Source organism: Streptomyces sp. NPDC090077 (assembly GCF_044747545.1).
Lineage (GTDB): Bacteria > Actinomycetota > Actinomycetes > Streptomycetales > Streptomycetaceae > Streptomyces.
On the sequence record NZ_JBIVEG010000007.1, the window covers coordinates 55,937 to 73,273 of the forward strand.

General features: G+C 71.8%; 16 protein-coding genes. 7 read left to right on the forward strand and 9 right to left on the reverse strand.

All coding sequences use genetic code 11. From position 1 onward, the window contains the following. Positions 1-65: 65 nt before the first annotated feature. On the reverse strand, positions 66-1,103 hold the full coding sequence (mgrA, locus tag ACIPW5_RS14390; RefSeq protein WP_401244517.1) for an L-glyceraldehyde 3-phosphate reductase: 1,038 nt from the start codon (positions 1,101-1,103) through the stop codon (positions 66-68). A 127-nt stretch (positions 1,104-1,230) separates the two neighbouring features. Here mgrA and ACIPW5_RS14395 point away from each other — a divergent pair, with 127 nt between their 5' ends. The 5 genes from ACIPW5_RS14395 to ACIPW5_RS14415 all read left to right on the forward strand — a co-directional run bounded on the left by ACIPW5_RS14395 (position 1,231) and on the right by ACIPW5_RS14415 (position 6,886). Continuing rightward, a complete protein-coding gene (locus ACIPW5_RS14395; protein WP_007266248.1) occupies positions 1,231-1,992 on the forward strand; it encodes an isoprenyl transferase in 762 nt (253 codons plus the stop codon). A 308-nt stretch (positions 1,993-2,300) separates the two neighbouring features. Then, positions 2,301-3,617 (forward strand): PhoH family protein, encoded by a 1,317-nt coding sequence (locus ACIPW5_RS14400; protein WP_401244519.1) that lies wholly within the window; start codon positions 2,301-2,303, stop codon positions 3,615-3,617. A 396-nt stretch (positions 3,618-4,013) separates the two neighbouring features. Continuing rightward, the gene (locus ACIPW5_RS14405; protein ID WP_401244861.1) at positions 4,014-4,751 is read left to right on the forward strand and encodes a transglycosylase SLT domain-containing protein; all 738 of its coding nucleotides are present in this window, start codon (positions 4,014-4,016) and stop codon (positions 4,749-4,751) included. A 118-nt stretch (positions 4,752-4,869) separates the two neighbouring features. Beyond that, positions 4,870-6,216, forward strand: coding sequence for an AI-2E family transporter (locus tag ACIPW5_RS14410; RefSeq protein WP_401244521.1), 1,347 nt, complete (start codon positions 4,870-4,872; stop codon positions 6,214-6,216). After that, positions 6,200-6,886, forward strand: coding sequence for a hypothetical protein (locus tag ACIPW5_RS14415; RefSeq protein WP_401244522.1), 687 nt, complete (start codon positions 6,200-6,202; stop codon positions 6,884-6,886). Before ACIPW5_RS14410 ends, ACIPW5_RS14415 begins: the two co-directional genes overlap by 17 nt. A gap of 92 nt (positions 6,887-6,978) precedes the next feature. Here the strand turns inward: ACIPW5_RS14415 and ACIPW5_RS14420 are convergent, their stop codons facing one another. The 3 genes from ACIPW5_RS14420 to ACIPW5_RS14430 form a co-directional block, all read right to left on the reverse strand. Then, on the reverse strand, positions 6,979-7,518 hold the full coding sequence (locus ACIPW5_RS14420) for an alkyl hydroperoxide reductase (protein ID WP_125601103.1): 540 nt from the start codon (positions 7,516-7,518) through the stop codon (positions 6,979-6,981). 3 nt (positions 7,519-7,521) lie between these two features. Beyond that, positions 7,522-8,076: a peroxiredoxin gene (locus tag ACIPW5_RS14425; protein WP_401244525.1), complete on the reverse strand. Its 555-nt coding sequence runs from the start codon at positions 8,074-8,076 to the stop codon at positions 7,522-7,524. Positions 8,077-8,236: 160 nt separating this feature from the next. After that, positions 8,237-8,755, reverse strand: a complete 519-nt coding sequence (locus tag ACIPW5_RS14430; protein WP_401244527.1) for a hypothetical protein — start codon at positions 8,753-8,755, stop codon at positions 8,237-8,239. A 124-nt stretch (positions 8,756-8,879) separates the two neighbouring features. Between ACIPW5_RS14430 and ACIPW5_RS14435 the strand changes: the two genes are divergently transcribed. Continuing rightward, positions 8,880-9,827: a hydrogen peroxide-inducible genes activator gene (locus tag ACIPW5_RS14435; RefSeq protein ID WP_401244528.1), complete on the forward strand. Its 948-nt coding sequence runs from the start codon at positions 8,880-8,882 to the stop codon at positions 9,825-9,827. Positions 9,828-9,872: 45 nt separating this feature from the next. Here ACIPW5_RS14435 and ACIPW5_RS14440 read toward each other — a convergent pair whose 3' ends face one another. The 5 genes from ACIPW5_RS14440 to ACIPW5_RS14460 all read right to left on the reverse strand — a co-directional run bounded on the left by ACIPW5_RS14440 (position 9,873) and on the right by ACIPW5_RS14460 (position 14,787). After that, on the reverse strand, positions 9,873-12,221 hold the full coding sequence (locus ACIPW5_RS14440) for an ABC transporter permease (RefSeq protein ID WP_401244530.1): 2,349 nt from the start codon (positions 12,219-12,221) through the stop codon (positions 9,873-9,875). Further along, complete coding sequence (locus ACIPW5_RS14445; protein WP_401244532.1) at positions 12,218-12,904, reverse strand: ABC transporter ATP-binding protein; 687 nt, start codon at positions 12,902-12,904, stop codon at positions 12,218-12,220. The genes ACIPW5_RS14440 and ACIPW5_RS14445 overlap by 4 nt, the downstream gene beginning before the upstream one ends. Beyond that, entirely contained in the window at positions 12,901-13,425 is a 525-nt protein-coding gene (locus tag ACIPW5_RS14450) for a PadR family transcriptional regulator (protein ID WP_401244534.1), read from the reverse strand. Before ACIPW5_RS14450 ends, ACIPW5_RS14445 begins: the two co-directional genes overlap by 4 nt. A gap of 136 nt (positions 13,426-13,561) precedes the next feature. After that, the gene (locus tag ACIPW5_RS14455; protein ID WP_401244536.1) at positions 13,562-13,879 is read right to left on the reverse strand and encodes an AT hook motif protein; all 318 of its coding nucleotides are present in this window, start codon (positions 13,877-13,879) and stop codon (positions 13,562-13,564) included. Continuing rightward, entirely contained in the window at positions 13,876-14,787 is a 912-nt protein-coding gene (locus ACIPW5_RS14460) for an SPFH domain-containing protein (protein WP_401244538.1), read from the reverse strand. The genes ACIPW5_RS14455 and ACIPW5_RS14460 overlap by 4 nt, the downstream gene beginning before the upstream one ends. Before the next feature lie 244 nt (positions 14,788-15,031). Here ACIPW5_RS14460 and ACIPW5_RS14465 point away from each other — a divergent pair, with 244 nt between their 5' ends. Further along, positions 15,032-17,323 (forward strand): transglycosylase domain-containing protein, encoded by a 2,292-nt coding sequence (locus tag ACIPW5_RS14465; RefSeq protein ID WP_401244540.1) that lies wholly within the window; start codon positions 15,032-15,034, stop codon positions 17,321-17,323. Positions 17,324-17,337 lie beyond the last annotated feature (14 nt).

Consider the following 17,337-nt stretch of genomic DNA (forward strand, 5'->3'; position numbering starts at 1 on the left):
GTCCGTATCCCCCCCACGGACCGGCCCGTTTTTCGTTCCACCTGCCCCTGGGGCAAAAGCGCAGGTCAGCCGCGCTGGGCCCAGATGTTGGTGCCGGGGGTGGACACCGCGAAGGAGTCGATCTCCTTCAGTTCCTGCTCCGTGAGCGGCGCACCCGCCAGCGCGGCCACGTTCTCCTCCAGCTGCTTCACGCTCGACGCGCCGATCAGCGCGGAGGTCATCCGCTCGTCGCGCAGCACCCACGTCAGCGCCAGCTGGGCCAGCGACTGGCCGCGCCGGGCCGCGATGTCGTTCAGGCCGTGCAGGCGGCGGACCACGTCCTCCGAGAGCAGCGAGGGGTTCAGGGACTTGCCCTGGCTCGCGCGGGATCCCTCCGGGATGCCCTGGAGGTACTTGCCGGTCAGCATGCCCTGCGCGAGCGGGGCGAAGGAGATGCAGCCCATGCCGGCCTCCTCCAGGGTGTCCAGCAGCGCGTCCTCCTCCGTCCAGCGGTTGATCATGGAGTAGGAGGGCTGGTGGATCAGCGGGCGCACGCCCATGTCCGTCAGGATCCGCGCGGCCTCCGCCGTCTGCTCCGCCGTGTACGAGGACACGCCGACGTACAGCGCCTTGCCCTGCTGGACCGCGGACGCGAGCGCGCCCATGGTCTCCTCCAGCGGGGTCTCCGGGTCGAAGCGGTGCGAGTAGAAGACGTCGACGTAGTCCACGCCCATCCGCTTCAGCGAGGCGTCGAGCGAGCCGAGGAGGTACTTGCGGCTGCCCCATTCGCCGTACGGGCCGGGGTGCATGAAGTAGCCGGCCTTGGTGGAGAGCACCAGCTCCTCGCGGTAGCGCGCGAAGTCCTGGGCGAAGATCTTGCCGAAGTTCAGCTCGGCGGAGCCGGGCGGCGGGCCGTAGTTGTTGGCCAGGTCGAAGTGGGTCACGCCGAGGTCGAAGGCGCGGCGCAGGATGGACCGCTGGGACTCCAGGGACCGGTCGTCCCCGAAGTTGTGCCAGAGGCCCAGGGAGATCGCGGGGAGCTTGAGGCCGCTGCGACCCGTGCGCCGGTAGTGCATGGAGTCGTAGCGCGAGGGCTCTGCCCGATAGGGATTGTTATCAGTCACGATGTCCTTGCTATCACGGACTTGTGACAGACCGAGTTGGGTACCCGATCCCGGCGCGCAGTAATGTGGCGGACTCGGGGGAGACCGCAATTCGCACGGGGGCATTGCACGGAGGGGCTCGAAGATCGTGAAGCTGCGCGACCTGGTGTACAGGCTCTATGCACGCCGGGTGGAAGGCCGCCTCGACCATGACGCGTCGCCCAAGCACATCGGCGTCATCCTGGACGGGAACCGGCGCTGGGCCAAGGCGTCCGGAGGCACGACGGAGCAGGGCCACCAGGCCGGCGCCGACAAGATCTCCGAGATGCTCGGCTGGTGCACCGAGACGGACGTCGAGGTCGTCACCCTGTGGATGCTCTCCACGGACAACCTGGACCGTCCGGAGGTCGAGCTCCGGCCCCTGCTCAACATCATCGAGAACACCGTGCGGGGCCTGGCCGAGGACGGCCGCTGGCGCGTCCACCACGTGGGCAACCTGGACATCCTGCCCGCGCGGACCCAGACGGTGCTGAAGGAGGCCGAGCAGGCCACCCACGACATCGACGGGATACTGGTCAACGTCGCCGTGGGCTACGGGGGCCGCCAGGAGATCGCCGACGCGGTCCGCTCCCTCCTGCTGGAGCACGCCGAGAAGGGCACCTCCTTCGAGGAGCTCGCCGAGGTCCTGGACATCGACCACATCGCGGAGCACCTCTACACCCGCGGCCAGCCCGACCCGGACCTGGTGATCCGCACCAGCGGCGAGCAGCGGCTGTCCGGGTTCATGCTCTGGCAGAGCGCGCACTCCGAGTACTACTTCTGCGAGGTCTTCTGGCCGGCCTTCCGCAAGGTCGACTTCCTGCGCGCGCTGCGCGACTACGCCGCCCGCCACCGGCGCTACGGCACCTGACCGGAAGACACCCCGCACCCCCCCCGGTCCCACGCGAACCCTTCACCAGGGATTCACCGAGCGTCCGTCATATGCCATGGCATGGCAGCGCACGTTCGAGGGCATAACCCAGGCAGGTCGACGCCCGATCCACGGGTGTCGAGTCTCAGCGGACGGCACAGGGCCGTCCGCCCGGGAGGCCCTTTGCACCAGGACGCGCGTGCGGTTCGCACGGACGGATTGGAGGGCCGGAATTCGGCCCTGGCATTGGCGCCGATGACCGGTCCGGTCTTCATGGCCCGACCTCTTCCGAGGGGGTACGTCCTTCCGTGGTGACCAGCACAAAGCGCCGCCTGCCCGACAGGCGGACCTACGTCCTCGACACCAGCGTCCTGCTGGCAGACCCCAACGCGTTCTCCCGCTTCGACGAGCACGAGGTCGTGCTCCCGATCGTGGTGATCACCGAGCTGGAGGCCAAGAGGCACCATCCCGAACTCGGCTACTTCGCCCGTCAGGCCCTGCGCCTGCTCGACGACTTCCGGGTCCGCTACGGTCGCCTCGACGCCCCCATCCCGCTGGGAGACCTGGGCGGCACGCTGCGCGTCGAGCTCAACCACTCCGACCCCGGCGTCCTGCCGGCGGGCTTCCGGCTCGGGGACAACGACTCGCGGATCCTCGCGGTCGCCCGCAACCTCCAGGCCGAGGGCTACGACGTCACGGTCGTCTCGAAGGATCTCCCGCTGCGCATCAAGGCCTCCTCCGTGGGGCTGCTCGCCGAGGAGTACCGCGCGGAGCTCGCCATCACCGACGCCGGCTGGACCGGCATGAGCGAGCTCGCCCTGTCGGGGGAGCAGGTGGACCTCCTCTACTCCGAGGAGCGGCTCTACGTACCGGAGGCCTCGGAACTGCCCGTGCACACCGGGCTGGTCCTCCAGTCCGAGCGCGGCAAGGCCCTGGGCCGGGTCACCGCCGACGGCAACGTGAAGCTCGTACGCGGCGACCGCGAGGCCTTCGGCCTGCACGGGCGCAGCGCCGAGCAGCGCATCGCCCTGGACCTGCTCCTCGACCCGGAGATCGGGATCATCTCGATGGGAGGCCGGGCCGGCACCGGAAAGTCGGCGCTGGCGCTGTGCGCGGGCCTGGAGGCGGTGCTGGAGCGGAGGCAGCACCAGAAGGTCATGGTCTTCCGCCCGTTGTACGCGGTCGGCGGCCAGGACCTCGGGTACCTGCCGGGAGACGCGGCCGAGAAGATGAGCCCCTGGGCGCAGGCGGTCTTCGACACCCTCTCGGCGGTCGCCGGGCGCGAGGTCATCGAGGAGGTGCTGGGGCGCGGGATGCTGGAGGTGCTGCCGCTCACGCACATCCGCGGCCGCTCGCTGCACGACGCGTTCGTCATCGTGGACGAGGCCCAGTCCCTGGAGCGGAACGTCCTGCTGACCGTTCTGTCCCGGATCGGGGCCAATTCGCGGGTCGTCCTCACCCACGACGTGGCCCAGCGCGACAATCTGCGCGTGGGCCGGTACGACGGAGTGGTCGCCGTCGTTGAGAAGCTGAAGGGGCATCCGCTCTTCGCCCACGTGACGCTGACCCGCTCCGAGCGCTCCCCGATCGCCGCCCTGGTGACGGAGATGCTGGAGACCCTCTAGGAGGGAACGGGGTAAAACCCCCATAGCGGGACGGTCAGTTGGCGCCGCCCGGCAAAGGCCCAGGAGCCTAGCCGGGCGGCGCCGTGCTGCACAGCCGTTTCACGGAATCACCTGCATCCCAGCAGGTGTGACCTTTCACACGCAACGCGGAATTGCCTTGCGGCGTCGAGGTCCGGCAGAGTCTGGTTTCCGTCAGGCCCCGCATACGGCACACCTGTATCTCCGGTTGAGATACGCGCAGTACGAACAACTCCACAGCCGATGTCCGTATGCCGCCCGGTACAGCCGGCAGCCCCCGCGAGGGAGTTGCCCACGGGCCAGCGTCTCCAGTGACCTCAACACCACGGAGACCAGTGTCGAGGGGGCACTCTTGCGCTCGCGCGGTCACTGCGGACGCTGCTGGAAGGACACCGTGTGAGCCGGATCTCGGTCCGGGGGTTCGCAGTGGCTTCGGCCACCGCGGTCACCACCGTCGGCGCAGTCGTGGGCGTCGCCACTGGCGATGCCGCCTCCAACGACATCGAGACGACCGCTTCCGGCGCGACTCTCCTCACTGACATCCCGCTCGGCGAGCAGGCCCAGGTCCAGAGCGCCACCCTGGCGCAGCAGGCCGACACCATCGCCCACGCCGCCGACGCCGACGCCAAGCGCTCGGTGGAGGAGGCCGCCCGCATCCAGGCCGCCGAGGACGCCAAGTCCAAGAAGGCGGAGGCCGAGAAGGCGGAGCAGACGAAGAAGGCCGAGGCCGAGGCCAAGCTCAAGGAGCAGCGCGAGGAGAGCGGCGAGGTCGCCAGCCGGTCCGCGACCCGCGACGCCGGCGACTTCCCGCTCCAGGGCTCCTACACGGTCGCCCAGGTCAAGGACATCGCCCGGCAGCTGGTCCCGGCGGGCCAGTTCCAGTGCTTCTCGAACATCATCAACCAGGAATCCACCTGGAACTACAAGGCCGTCAACTCCTCCTCGGGAGCCTACGGTCTGGTCCAGGCGCTCCCCGGTTCGAAGATGGCCTCGGCCGGCTCCGACTGGCGCACCAACCCGGCCACCCAGATCAAGTGGGGCCTCGGCTACATGAACGAGCGCTACGGCAGCCCGTGCAGCGCCTGGACCTTCCACCAGGCCAACGGCTGGTACTAGAGCCCCGGCATAGGGCCCGCGTACAACCTCGGGGAACCCCGCACCGTCCAACGGTGCGGGGTTCCTCGCGTGTACGGTCGTGCGAGGTGTCACCGCTGGGCGGGGGGAAAGGAACGACATGGCGAAGAGGGCAGGCTGGCTCGGCCGGCTCGGCAGCAGGCTGAGCCGGATGGAGGCGGCCCTGGACGAACGGCGGGCCGAGGTCGAGGCCGAGGGCGCCGTGGAACCGCCGCTGCCCGCGTCCGCCGTGACCGCGTCCCTGCGGGCCGGCGCGGCACCGGGCGAACCCGGGGCGGTCCCGCCGCCCGTGCGGCCCGACCCGGTGAGCGTCATCCCGTGGGGGGTGCGGGTCGCGGCCGAGGCGAGCTGGCGGCTGCTGCTGCTCGCCGGGATGGTCTGGGTGCTGATGCTGGTGATCAGCGAAGTCCGCCTGGTCGTCCTCGCCTTCGCCGCCGCCCTGCTCGTCACCGCGCTGCTCCAGCCGTTCGTGGTGCGGCTGCGCAGGCTCGGCCTGCCGCGCGGGCTCGCCACGGCCGTCACGGCGATCCTCGGCTTCGTCGTCATCGGACTGGTCGGCTGGTTCGTGGTCTGGCAGGTCATGGAGAACCTCGACGACCTGTCCAACCGGCTCCGCGAGGGCATCAACGAGCTCAAGAGCTGGGCACTGGACAGTCCGTTCCACGTGACCGAGAAGCAGATCAACGACATCGCGAAGAACCTCAGCGAGACCATCGGCACCAACACCGAGGAGATCACCTCCGCCGGGCTCCAGGGCGTGACGGTGCTCGTCGAGGTGATGACGGGCATGCTGCTCGCGATGTTCTCGACGCTGTTCCTGCTCTACGACGGCAAGAAGATCTGGACCTGGGTGCTCGGCCTCGTCCCGGCCGCCGCCCGCCCCGGTGTCGCGGGCGCGGGTCCGCGCGCCTGGCGCACGCTGACCGCGTACGTGCGCGGCACGGTGCTCGTCGCGCTGATCGACGCCGTCTTCATCGGCCTCGGGCTGTACTTCCTCGACGTGACGATGGCCGTGCCGCTGGCCGTGTTCATCTTCCTGTTCGCCTTCATCCCGCTCGTCGGCGCCGTGATCTCCGGCGCGCTCGCCGTGGTGGTGGCCCTGGTGACGCAGGGGCCCGTCATCGCCCTGGCGGTCCTGGGCGTGGTGCTGGCGGTCCAGCAGATCGAGGGGCACGTGCTCCAGCCCTTCATCCTCGGCCGGGCCGTACGGGTCCACCCGCTCGCGGTGGTGCTCGCGGTGGCGGCCGGCGGGATGATCGCGGGCATCGGCGGGGCCGTCGTCGCGGTGCCGCTGGTGGCCGTCACCAACACGGTGGTGGTCTACCTGAGGGCCTACTCGCGCGAGCGGCACCTCGGTGCGGCCGTCGCCGCCACGGGGCCGGGCCCGCACGGGGCCACGGCCGTACGGGCCGCCGCGCTGGAGGCCGGGGATGATCAGCGAGCCTGAGCTCGAAGGGGACTGGGCCGAGGCCCCCGCGGCCGAGCTCGCGGGCCCGCCGGACCGGCCCGGGCGCGGGGAGGGGCGCAGGCCCGCCCGCTGGCTGTGGGCCCTGGGCGGGGCCCTGGCGGCCTCCGCCGTGTGGGCGGGCGTCCTGGTCGTGCAGGAACGTTCCGCCGCCGCCGGGCCGCCGGTCGCGTACCGGCACAGCGAGCAGCTGTGCGGGGAGGTCCCGCTGAAGGCCGTGGGGGCCGCGCTCGGGGGCCTGGGCGTCGGCATGCCGGGCCACGACGAGGGCGCGGCGCTGGACTGGTCGCAGTGCTACTCCCTGGGCGGGCGGGACGACCGGATGCCCACCCACGAGGCCCTGGTGCTCGTGGAGCTGCACCACAAGACCGACCCCGAGGCCGAGTTCGGCTCCGGACCCGCCCTCAACCTCAACCTGCGCCGCCCGTCCGTCCCGCCGGAGCAGGTCCCCGGGCTCGGCGAGCGGGCGGTGTTCCTGGGGGAGGTGGAGGCGCCCCTGCTCCAGGTGCTCGACGGCGGGGCGGTCTTCTCGATGCGGGTCCAGTGGTGGGCCGGCCAGGACGGCGAGGGCGGCGACCTCGACGAGAACGCCGTCAAGGCGGCGATGATCGAGGACATGCGCGCGCTGATGGACCGGCTGCGCCGGAAGTGACCCCCGAACGCGCCGTGCCCCCGTCGCCGCCCGGGAGGGCGGCGACGGGGGCACGGCGGTGCGCGGCGCGCGGGGAGCGCGCCCGCGGGTGACTACTCCGCGGCCAGGGCCGCTTCGGCGTCGAGGGTGACGGCGACGGCCTGGATCACCGAGGCGATCTTGAAGGCCTCCTGGACCGTCTCGCGGTCGACGCCCGCCTTGCGCAGGACCTGCTCGTGCGAGTCCAGGCACTGGCCGCAGCCGTTGATCGCGGAAACCGCGAGCGACCACAGCTCGAAGTCGACCTTCTCCACGCCCGGGTTGCCGATGACGTTCATCCGCAGGCCCGCGCGCAGCGTGCCGTACTCCGGGTCGGAGAGCAGGTGGCGCGTCCGGTAGAAGACGTTGTTCATCGCCATGACCGCGGCGGCGGACTTGGCGGCGTTGTACGCCTCCGGGGACAGCGCGGCCTTGGCCTCCGGCTCCAGCTCACGCAGGACGCGCGGGGAGCGGGCGGCGATCGCGCAGGACAGGACGGTGCCCCACAGCTGCTGCTGGGTCAGGGTGTCCTGGTTGCCGATGACCGAACCGAGGTTCAGCTTCAGGTCCTTGGCGAAGTCCGGTATGGCCGACTTCAGGGTGTCGAGGGACATCCGTCACTCACCGGCCAGCAGGGCGCCGGCGTTCAGGGTGTCCTCGCCCTTGTTCCAGTTGCAGGGGCACAGCTCGTCGGTCTGCAGGGCGTCGAGGACCCGCAGGACCTCCTTGGGGTTACGGCCCACGGAACCGGCGGTCACCATGGCGAACTGGATCTCGTTGTTCGGGTCGACGATGAAGACCGCGCGCTTGGCGAAGCCGTCCTCGCCCTCGACGCCGCAGGCCTGCATCAGGTCGTGCTTGACGTCGGCCAGCATCGGGAAGGGCAGGTCGCGCAGGTCGGCGTGGTCCTTGCGCCAGGCGTGGTGGACGTACTCGGAGTCACCGGAGACGCCGAGGATCTGGGCGTCGCGGTCCGCGAACTCGTCGTTCAGCTTGCCGAACGCGGCGATCTCGGTCGGGCAGACGAAGGTGAAGTCGGCAGGCCAGAAAAACACCACGCGCCACTTGCCCTCGTAGGACTTGTGGTCGATCTGCGCGAACTGCTTGTCGGCGTCGAGGGAGACGCAGGCGGTCAGATCGTAGGTGGGGAACTTGTCACCGACAGTGAGCACACTGACTCCTAGCAGAGCGGAAAGGGGCCCTTTTGGGGGCTTTCCGAAGGGGTTGGACGGTCTCACATGCTGGCACAGTGACATTGATCGCGGAAATCGCTCAGGGCGGTCGCGCTGATCAGGCTTCCCTATCAATGCTCCGGGGGCCGGTGGCCGCGCCCTATCCGTGGCCGCCGCAGAAGGTCGTGGCGGCCAGCGCCGCGCCGGCGTCGTAGCCCTTCTGCCAGACGGGGTCGACCTGGCCCAGGGTGTTCGGCTGCTTGGCGCTGCAGTCCGCCCTGATCGACTGGAACCCCTTCCGGAAGCCGCTGTCGTACCGGGCCTTCGCGTCCGCGCCCGTGCCCGTGCCCGTGCCGTCCTGCGCCGGGGCCGTACCGCCCGTGCAGGCCACGCCCCCGACGGTGTAGTGGCCCGCGGGCAGGCCGGAGAGCCGGACGCTGCCGGCCGTGACCTTGGCCGCGGGGTTGTCGTAGCCGTTGTCGCCCGTGACCGCGGCCGTGTCCCCCGGGAAGCCGCTGCCCTCGATCGCCCAGGTGGTCGCCGAGTAGCCCTGGACGACCTTGCAGGATGCGGCGGCGGGCGCGGCGGGCGCGGGGTGGGCCGGGAGCGCCGGACCCAGGAGCAGCGGTACGGCCGCCAGCGGGGCCAGTACGGTGGTCAGTGCGAGCCCGTTCGTCATGGTCGCCTCCCGGGCGAAGGTCCCGGCCGGGCCCTCCTCGCCCTGTTTCCACTCTCACCCACCGCCGGGCCGCCCGCAGGCCGCACGGCCTACCCTGGTGGCGGGTGATCGGAGGTGCCTATCAGTGGCTGTCGGCAACAGGGGAGCGAAGCAGGCGACGCTCGCGCAGCTGCGCGCGTTCGCGGCCGTCGCCGAGCACCTGCACTTCCGGGACGCGGCCGCGGCGATCGGCATGAGCCAGCCGGCCCTGTCGGGCGCCGTCTCCGCGCTGGAGGAGGCCCTCGGCGTGCAGCTGCTGGAGCGCACCACCCGCAAGGTGCTGCTCTCCCCGGCGGGTGAGCGGATCGCCGCCCGGGCCCGGACGGTCCTCGACGCCATGGCCGGGCTCCTGGAGGAGGCCGACGCCGTGCGCGCCCCCTTCACCGGCATCATGCGGCTCGGGGTGATCCCCACGGTGGCCCCGTACCTGCTGCCGACCGTGCTCGGGCTGTTCCACCGGCGGTACCCGCGGATGGACCTCCAGGTGCACGAGGAGCAGACCTCCTCGCTGCTGGAGGGGCTGGCCGGCGGGCGGCTCGACCTGCTGCTCCTCGCGGTCCCGCTGGGCGTCCCCGGGGTCACCGAGCTGCCCGTCTTCGACGAGGACTTCGTCCTGCTCGCACCCCGCGGGCACCCGCTCGCCGGGCGGCGCGACATCCCGCGCGGGGAACTGCGCGACCTGCGGCTGCTGCTCCTCGACGAGGGCCACTGCCTGCGCGACCAGGCCCTCGACATCTGCCGCGAGGCCGGCCGGGCCGACGGGGCCGCCGTCACCACGACCGCCGCCGGGCTGTCCACCCTCGTACAACTGGTCGCCGGGGGACTGGGCGTGACCCTGTTGCCGCGCACCGCGCTGCGGCTGGAGACCGCGCGCAACGAGTACCTGGCCACCGGGTACTTCGCCGAGCCCGCGCCCTCGCGGCGGATCGCACTGGCCATGCGGACCGGCACGGCCCGGCAGGAGGAGTTCCGGGCCATCGCGGCGGCGCTGCGCGAAGCCGTACGCCCGCTCCCCGTCTGGCCCGCCGAGTAGGACGGGCCCGCGGGTGCGGGCGTACGGGGCGTACGGCCGGGCGCGCTACTCCGTGCGCAGCCCGTCCGGGCGCATCAGGCGCAGCAGCGGCGGCAGGCTCAGCAGGGTGACCACCGCGACCAGGCCCGCGCCCGCGCCGGTCAGCAGCAGCACCGAGGTCCACTCGACCCGGACCCGGACCTGCGCCATCCCCATCAGCACCGAGCCCAGCGCGATGCCGGTGCCCGCCGCGAGGACCAGCCCGAGGGCCACGGGCAGGGCCGTCTGCCAGAGCACCGACAGGCACAGCGTCGAGCGCTTGGTCCCGAAGGCGACCAGGGCGGCGAGCAGCCTGCGGCGTTCGCGCAGCTGCTCCAGCTGGCCGACCAGCAGGCTGGTGCCGATCAGGACCAGGACCCCGGTCGCGCCGGAGAACAGGCCGGCCTCGATGCCCGAGAAGGCGCGGTCCTGCTGCGTGGACCGCAGGCGCAGCACCGTGGCGAAGGGGTCGGCCTTGAAGGAGGCCGTGCGCACCCGCTCCAGCGCGTCCGGCACCGACCGGTCGAGCTGGACGTAGATCTGCGCGGACTGGGCGCGGCCCATGCCCTGGGGGGCGGCGGAGGGGGTGGCCAGCAGTCCGGTGCGGAGCCGGCCCATGGGGTCCTCGCGCGGGGTGACCGTACGGGCGCCCGCCGGGACGGTCCACTCGACGGTCTTCCCGCCCAGTGCCGCCGAGGCCTCGGCGGAGATCCCCACGTCGCCGGCGAGGACCCGGTCGCCGGGCTTGACGGGCGCGTCCAGCGGGCCGCCGGACAGGACGAAGGCGTCGCCGTCGCGGCAGGAGTCGAGCTCCGCGACCTCGGCCAGGGCCCGGCAGGTGCCGATGGTCACGTCGGTGAGGACGGGGCTGGGGACCTGCCGCGCGGTGCCGACGCTGTTCAGCGGGATGCTCCGGGTGACGCCCGGGGTCGAGGCGATCTGCCCGGCCAGGGCGTCGAGGCCGGACTCCGTGCCGCTGTGCAGCAGGATCGCGACCGAGGCCCGGGAGGGGTCCTGGTCCGTCTCCTCCGTCAGCTCGCCCCCGACGCCCGAGAAGAGCATCTGCAGGGCGATGGCCCCGGCGACCGCCACGGCGATGCCGTTGACCAGGCGGGTGGGGGAGCCGCCGGCGGCCTGGAGCCGGCGGACGGCCAGCTGCCAGGAGACGGGTCCGCCGCGCATCCGCCCGACGAAACGTTCCAGCAGCCAGGGGAGCAGGGCCGTGATCCCGACCAGCAGCAGCACCACACCGGCACTGACCTGCCACTGGTTGAACCGGCCCGGCCCGTTGCCGCGGCCCGCCAGCGGCGCGAGCAGGCCGATCCCGCCGAGCGGCAGCAGCAGCCGCCACCACAGCCGGCGCCGCACGGGCGCCGCCGTCCGCAGGACGCCCAGCGGCTCGATGACGACCCGGCGCAGCGTGAACAGGGTCACGGCCACGGCCGCGAGCGGCACGGCGAGCACCACGAGGGCGACCAGCCCCGGCGAGGGCGTGAGGTCGGCCGGGAAGACGCTGCGCCCGCCGAGGGAGACGGAACCGACCAGCCGGCGGCCGGCCAGGAAGAAGACGGAGCCCAGGACGAGCCCGGCCGCCGCCCCGGCCAGCGCCTCGCCGGCCGCGATCCGGCGGACCGCCCGCGCGTCGGCGCCGATCAGGCGCAGCGCGGCGAGCCGCTGGTCGCGCCGCTCCCCGCCGGAGCGGACGGCGGCGGCGATGAACACGGCGACCGGCAGCAGCAGGGCGACGAAGGCCAGCAGGACCGTGAGCATCAGCACCGGGCTGAGCTCCGGGCGTTCGGTCCTCCCGGCGAAGGCGGTGACGCGCTCGACGCGGAACTCGCCCGGCCCCGTCGCCGGGAGGCTGTCGGCGCCCCGGTAGAAGACGAGTTCGGCCGGGCCGGTCAGCCCGGCGTCGGCGATGACCCCGCCGATCCTGCCGTCCAGGCGCTCGCGCAGCAGCGCGCCGTCCGCCGACCGCAGCAGTTCCTCCAGCGCGGGGGAGACGGCCAGTTCGCCGGGGGCCGGGAAGGCCTTCAGGCCCGGCGGGAGGGGGGCGTCCGGGCCCTCCGGCTTCAGGAGCCGGCCCTCGATGTCCCGGCCGTGGTACGTCATGTCGGTCCGGGCCACCAGCAGGGTGTCCAGGCCCGGCGCAGAGGCCTTCGGCGCGCCCAGCAGGGACCGCGCCCCGTCGCGCTCCGCGCGGGCGGTGAGCGCGCCCGGGAGCGCCGTGGTGATCAGCAGCAGGGCGACGCCGAGGCCGACGCCCACGCCGGTGAACAGGGTGCGCGTCCATCCCTCCCGGCCGCCGCCGAGGGCGAACCGGGCGCCCATGGCGAGGTCCCGGGACCAGACGGCGAGCCTGCCCGGCGCGCTCATACGACCGGCTCCATGTCGCGGGTGCGCCCGTCGCGCACGACGATCTCGCGGTCGGAGTACGCGGCGACCCGGGTCTCGTGCGTGACGAGGACGACGGCCGCGTTCGCGGACCGGGCGGCCTCGGTGAGCAGCTGCATCACCAGCTCGCCGTTGAGGGAGTCCAGGGCGCCCGTGGGCTCGTCCGCGAAGATCACCCGGGGTCCGGTGACCAGGGCCCGCGCCACGGCCACCCGCTGGCCCTGGCCGCCGCTGATCTCGCCGGGGCGCTTCGCCCCGAGGTCCTCGACCTGGAGCCGCTCCATCCAGCGCAGGGCGGCCCGCTCGGCTTCCTTGCGCTTGGTCCCGGCGAGGCGCAGCGGCAGGGCCACGTTCTCCACGCAGGTCAGCTCGGGGACGAGCTGGCCGAACTGGAAGACGAAGCCGAACTCGCCGCGGCGCAGGGCGCTGCGCTCGGCGTCGGTCATCGCGGACAGCTCGCGGCCGGCGTAGGTGACGGTGCCGGAGTCGGGGGTGATGATCCCGGCGAGGCAGTGCAGCAGCGTCGACTTGCCGGAACCGGAGGGCCCCATGACGGCGACGACCTCGCCGGGGTGGACGGAGAACCCGGCGCCGTCCAGGGCCCGGGTGGGCCCGTACGACTTGCACAGGCCGGTGGCGGAGAGCAGGGTGCCGGCGGGGGTCATCGGCGCACCTCCCGGGCGAGCTGGTCGAGACGGGCGGCGGTGAGCTCCAGCCAGCGCAGGTCGGCCTCCAGGTGGAACAGGGCGTGGTCGCAGACCAGCTGGTCGGCGATGTCCCCCTTGCGCTTGCGCTGGGTCAGGATGCGCATCAGCCGCAGGTGCTCGGCGCGCTGGGTGTCGAGGAGTTCGTTGGCGCTGCGGTGGGTCAGCAGCGCCAGGACCACCTTGGTGTAGAGGGTGGACTGGAGGTACGGCTCGGGCTTCTCGGGCTCGGAGAGCCAGTGCTCGACGTCGGTGATGCCGGCGTCGGTGATCGCGTACCGCTTGCGCTCGGGACCGCCGCCGCTCTCGACCCCGTCGACCTCGACGAGGCCGTTCTTCAGGAGCCGGGACATGGTCGAGTAGACCTGCCCGTAGGCGAGCGGGCGGTCGTGGCCGAAGGTTTCGTCGAAGGCGCGCTTGAGGTCGTAGCCGTGGCGCGGGCCGGCCTCCAGGAGGCCGAGCAGGGTGTGGCCGATGGACATGGCGCGACTATACACAACGTGTATACGCACGGTGCATAGTGGCCCGACGTGCGGATGTGTGCATCCGGCATGCCGAAGGCCCGCCGGTGACACCGGCGGGCCTTCAAGGGCGTACGGGCTTGCGTGCGTGCGGGGTTCAGGAGTCGGGCGCCTTGCGGGGGCGGCCCCGCGGGGGGATCGGGGCGGCGCCGCCGGGGAGCCGGCCCGACTCGGCCAGGGCCCGGCGGAGCAGGAACTCGATCTGGGCGTTCGCGCTGCGCAGCTCCTCGCCGGCCCAGCGCGCGAGGGCGTCGTAGACCTGCGGGTCGAGCCGCAGGAGCACCTGCTTGCGCGCCTGCCGGGCCGCCCGGGCGGGCCTGGCGTCGGCGGGGGCCGCGCCGGGGTCGGGGGCCGGGGCGGAACCGGCGCCGGACCCCTGGCCCTGGGAGCCGCCGGGGCGGGCGGAGGGGGTCACTGGTAGAGGGTGCCCGTGTTGATGACCGGCGAGGCCGCGCGGTCGCCGCAGAGCACCACCATCAGGTTCGAGACCATGGCGGCCTTGCGCTCCGGGTCCAGGTCCACGATGTCCTCCTCGGCCAGCCGGGTCAGGGCGAGCTCCACCATGCCCACCGCGCCCTCGACGATCTGCTTCCGGGCCGCCACGACCGCGCCCGCCTGCTGGCGCTGGAGCATCGCGGAGGCGATCTCCGGAGCGTACGCGAGATGCGTGAACCGGGACTCGATGATCCGGACGCCGGCCGCCTCGACCCGGGTGGCCAGCTCGACCGCGAGCTTCTCGGTGATCTCCTCGGCATTGCCGCGCAGCGACAGGCCGCCCTCGTCATGGGCGTCGTACGGGTACTCGATGGCGATGTGCCGGACCGCCGCCTCGGTCTGCGTCTCGACGAACTCGGTGAAGTCCTCCACCTCGAAGACGGCGCGCGCGGTGTCCGAGACCTTCCACACCACGACCGAGGCGAGCTCGATCGGGTTGCCGTAGGCGTCGTTGACCTTGAGGACGGCCGTCTCGTGGTTGCGCACCCGGGTGGAGATCTTCCGGCGCGAGGTCAGCGGGTTGACCCAGCGCAGTCCGTCCGCGCGGACCGTGCCCCGGTAGCGGCCGAACAGCTGGACCACCCGGGCCTCTCCCGGGGCCACGGTGTTCAGTCCGGTCATCGCGAAGAGCGAGCCGAGGAACAGCAGGAAGCCCAGCGGGATCAGGGTCGCCTTGACCGCCGTGGCGTCCGACACGGCGGCGAGCGCCAGCAGGCCCGCACCGGCCGCCACCCCCGCCAGTCCGAGCAGCAGGGCGGGTCCGCCGCCGACGCTGCGCGCCGTGAACTCCCGTACCTCGGTCGGTCGTGCGTCCGCAGTGATTGCCATGGAATGCCCCCGTTTGATCCGATGTGTCCGGTCGTCGCCGACCGCGCCGTACTAGCAAAGTGATAACACTTTTTGCGGACACCGCAACCCTTCCGGCATCGTGGGCGTCGGTTCCATCGGAGTGGGTGCTGATTCTCACGTCCGAATTGACCGGTATTGATCTAGGTTGATCAACCTTTGTCACAGCCTGCGGTGTTAGTTTTCTGAGCTGACGTCGGGGGGGTAATCGAGCGGAGCGGGAGCGATGGGCCGAGCAGATGCGCGACGGGCGCAGCAGCAACGCAGTGCGCGGAAAGCGCCGAGCGGGCGCGCCAACGGGCGCGCGGGCAAGGCGACCGGGAAGCGCAGTGGCATACGTCGCTTCCTCAACTGGAAGACGCTGCTGGGGACTTTCCTCGGCGGCATCCTCCTCATGGTGGTCGCGGGCATAGCCCTCTACTTCTCCGTGGACGAGCCGACCGACCCCAACAAGACCGCGACGCTCCAGAGCAACACGTACAAGTACGCCGACGGTTCGATCATGGCCCGCACCGGCGACATGAACCGCGAGATCGTCCCGATCGACAAGGTCCCCGAGGACGTCCGCTTCGCGTTCATCGCGATCGAGAACAAGACCTTCTACCAGGACCGCGGCGTCGACGTCATGGGCGTGTTCCGCGGCCTCGTCAACACGGTCCGCGGCAAGGGCACGGCCGGCGGTTCGACGATCACCCAGCAGTACGTCAAGAACTACTACCTGACCCAGGACCAGTCGCCGACGCGCAAGCTGCGTGAGCTGATCATCTCCCTCAAGGTCGACCAGCGCATGGAGAAGCCCGACATCCTCGCCGGTTACCTGAACACCAACTTCTACGGCCGCAACGCCTACGGCATCCAGGCCGCCGCCCAGGCCTACTACGGCGTCGACTCCGACAAGCTGACCCTGGAACAGGGCGCCTACCTCGCCGCCGTCATCCAGGCCCCCAGCCAGTACGACTGGGCGACCGCAGGCCCCAACGGCAAGCGGCTGGTCATGATCCGCTTCAACGCCGTCCTCGACAACATGGTCGAGATGGGCAAGCTGGACGAGGCCAAGCGCAAGACCCTGAAGTTCCAGGAGCCGATCAAGCCCAAGCCGCGTCCGGGCATGGACGGGCAGAAGGGCTACCTCATCCAGGCCGCCGAGGCCGAGATGAACCGCCAGGGCATCAAGGACGCCGAGATCAACGCCGGCGGCTGGACGATCACCCTCGCGATCGACAAGAAGAAGCAGGCCGCGCTGGAGAAGGCCGTCCAGGACGAGCTGGAGTCCAAGCTCGACCGCAAGGACACCAAGAACCGGCCCCAGGACCAGAGCGTCCAGGCCGGCGCCACCTCCGTGGACGCCAAGACCGGTCACATCGTCGCGATGTACGGCGGCGTGGGCCTGACCGAGAAGGCGGCGAGCAACGCCCTGCGCACCGACTTCCAGCCGGGCTCGACCTTCAAGCCGATCGTGCTGGCCGCCGCCCTGGAGAACGGGTCGAAGACCCAGGACGGCCGCCCGATCAACCCGAGCACCCTCTACGACGGCACCAGCAAGCGCCCCGTGGTCGGCAGCGACACCCCGTTCGCCCCGCAGAACCAGGACAACGAGAACTACGGCGACCCGATGATCTCGGTCCAGGACGCCACGAACTCCTCCGTCAACTCGGTGTACGCCCAGATGATCGTGGACGCCAAGCCCACGAACGTGAAGAAGACCGCCATCTCCATGGGCATGACCGACCGCGACGGCTGGCCGGCCGACAAGCCCGCCATGTCGCTCGGCACCATGAGCGCCAACACCGTCGAGATGGCCGCCGTCTACGCGACCCTCGACAACCACGGCAAGAAGGTCACCCCGAGCATCATCAAGAAGGCCGAGCACAAGGACGGCGAGTTCAAGCCCGTCACGCCCATCGGCTCCCAGGTGCTCACCAGCACCACCGCCGACACCGTGACCAAGGTCCTCACCGGCGTGGTCGAGAACGGCTCCGGCAAGGCCGTCCGCAGCTCCGCCTACGAGGCCGCGGGCAAGACCGGCACCACCGAGTCCAACGTGGCCGCCTGGTTCACCGGTTACACCCCCGAACTGGTCACCGTCGTCGCGATGTTCGGCGAGGACCCCAACACGCACGGCCAGGTCACCCTGACCGGTACCGCCGGCAAGGGCCGCGCGGGCGGCTCCAGCTTCCCCGCGCAGATCTGGCAGGCGTACACGACGGCCGCGCTCAAGGGCCAGACCGCGGGCCAGTTCGACCTCGACGACGCCCGGATGGGCACCCCGGCGCCCTCCCGCGCCGCCACCCCGTCGGGCAGCCCCAGCGGCACCCCCAGCCCGACGCCGTCCGGCTCCGGCAGCACCCGTCCCACCGGCACCCCGGACCCGTCCGGCAGCTCCGGCGGCCCGACCCCGCCGACCGGCAAGCCGACCGGGCCGACCGGCAAGCCGACCGGGCCGACGGGCAAGCCGACCGGGCCGACGGGCAACCCGACACCGCCCGTCCCGCCGAACCCGAACCTGGAAGAGCGCTAGGCCGTCTCTTCCGG

Excerpts from the sequence above, each read along its gene's own strand:
- ACIPW5_RS14415 (WP_401244522.1), top strand. The coding sequence starts at position 6,200 with ATGATCAGCGAGCCTGAGCTCGAAGGGGACTGGGCCGAGGCCCCCGCG.
- ACIPW5_RS14420 (WP_125601103.1), bottom strand. The coding sequence starts at position 7,518 with ATGTCCCTCGACACCCTGAAGTCGGCCATACCGGACTTCGCCAAGGAC.
- ACIPW5_RS14430 (WP_401244527.1), bottom strand. The coding sequence starts at position 8,755 with ATGACGAACGGGCTCGCACTGACCACCGTACTGGCCCCGCTGGCGGCC.
- ACIPW5_RS14460 (WP_401244538.1), bottom strand. The coding sequence starts at position 14,787 with ATGGCAATCACTGCGGACGCACGACCGACCGAGGTACGGGAGTTCACG.
- ACIPW5_RS14450 (WP_401244534.1), bottom strand. The coding sequence starts at position 13,425 with ATGTCCATCGGCCACACCCTGCTCGGCCTCCTGGAGGCCGGCCCGCGC.
- ACIPW5_RS14440 (WP_401244530.1), bottom strand. The coding sequence starts at position 12,221 with ATGAGCGCGCCGGGCAGGCTCGCCGTCTGGTCCCGGGACCTCGCCATG.
- ACIPW5_RS14445 (WP_401244532.1), bottom strand. The coding sequence starts at position 12,904 with ATGACCCCCGCCGGCACCCTGCTCTCCGCCACCGGCCTGTGCAAGTCG.
- ACIPW5_RS14410 (WP_401244521.1), top strand. The coding sequence starts at position 4,870 with ATGGCGAAGAGGGCAGGCTGGCTCGGCCGGCTCGGCAGCAGGCTGAGC.
- ACIPW5_RS14465 (WP_401244540.1), top strand. The coding sequence starts at position 15,032 with ATGGGCCGAGCAGATGCGCGACGGGCGCAGCAGCAACGCAGTGCGCGG.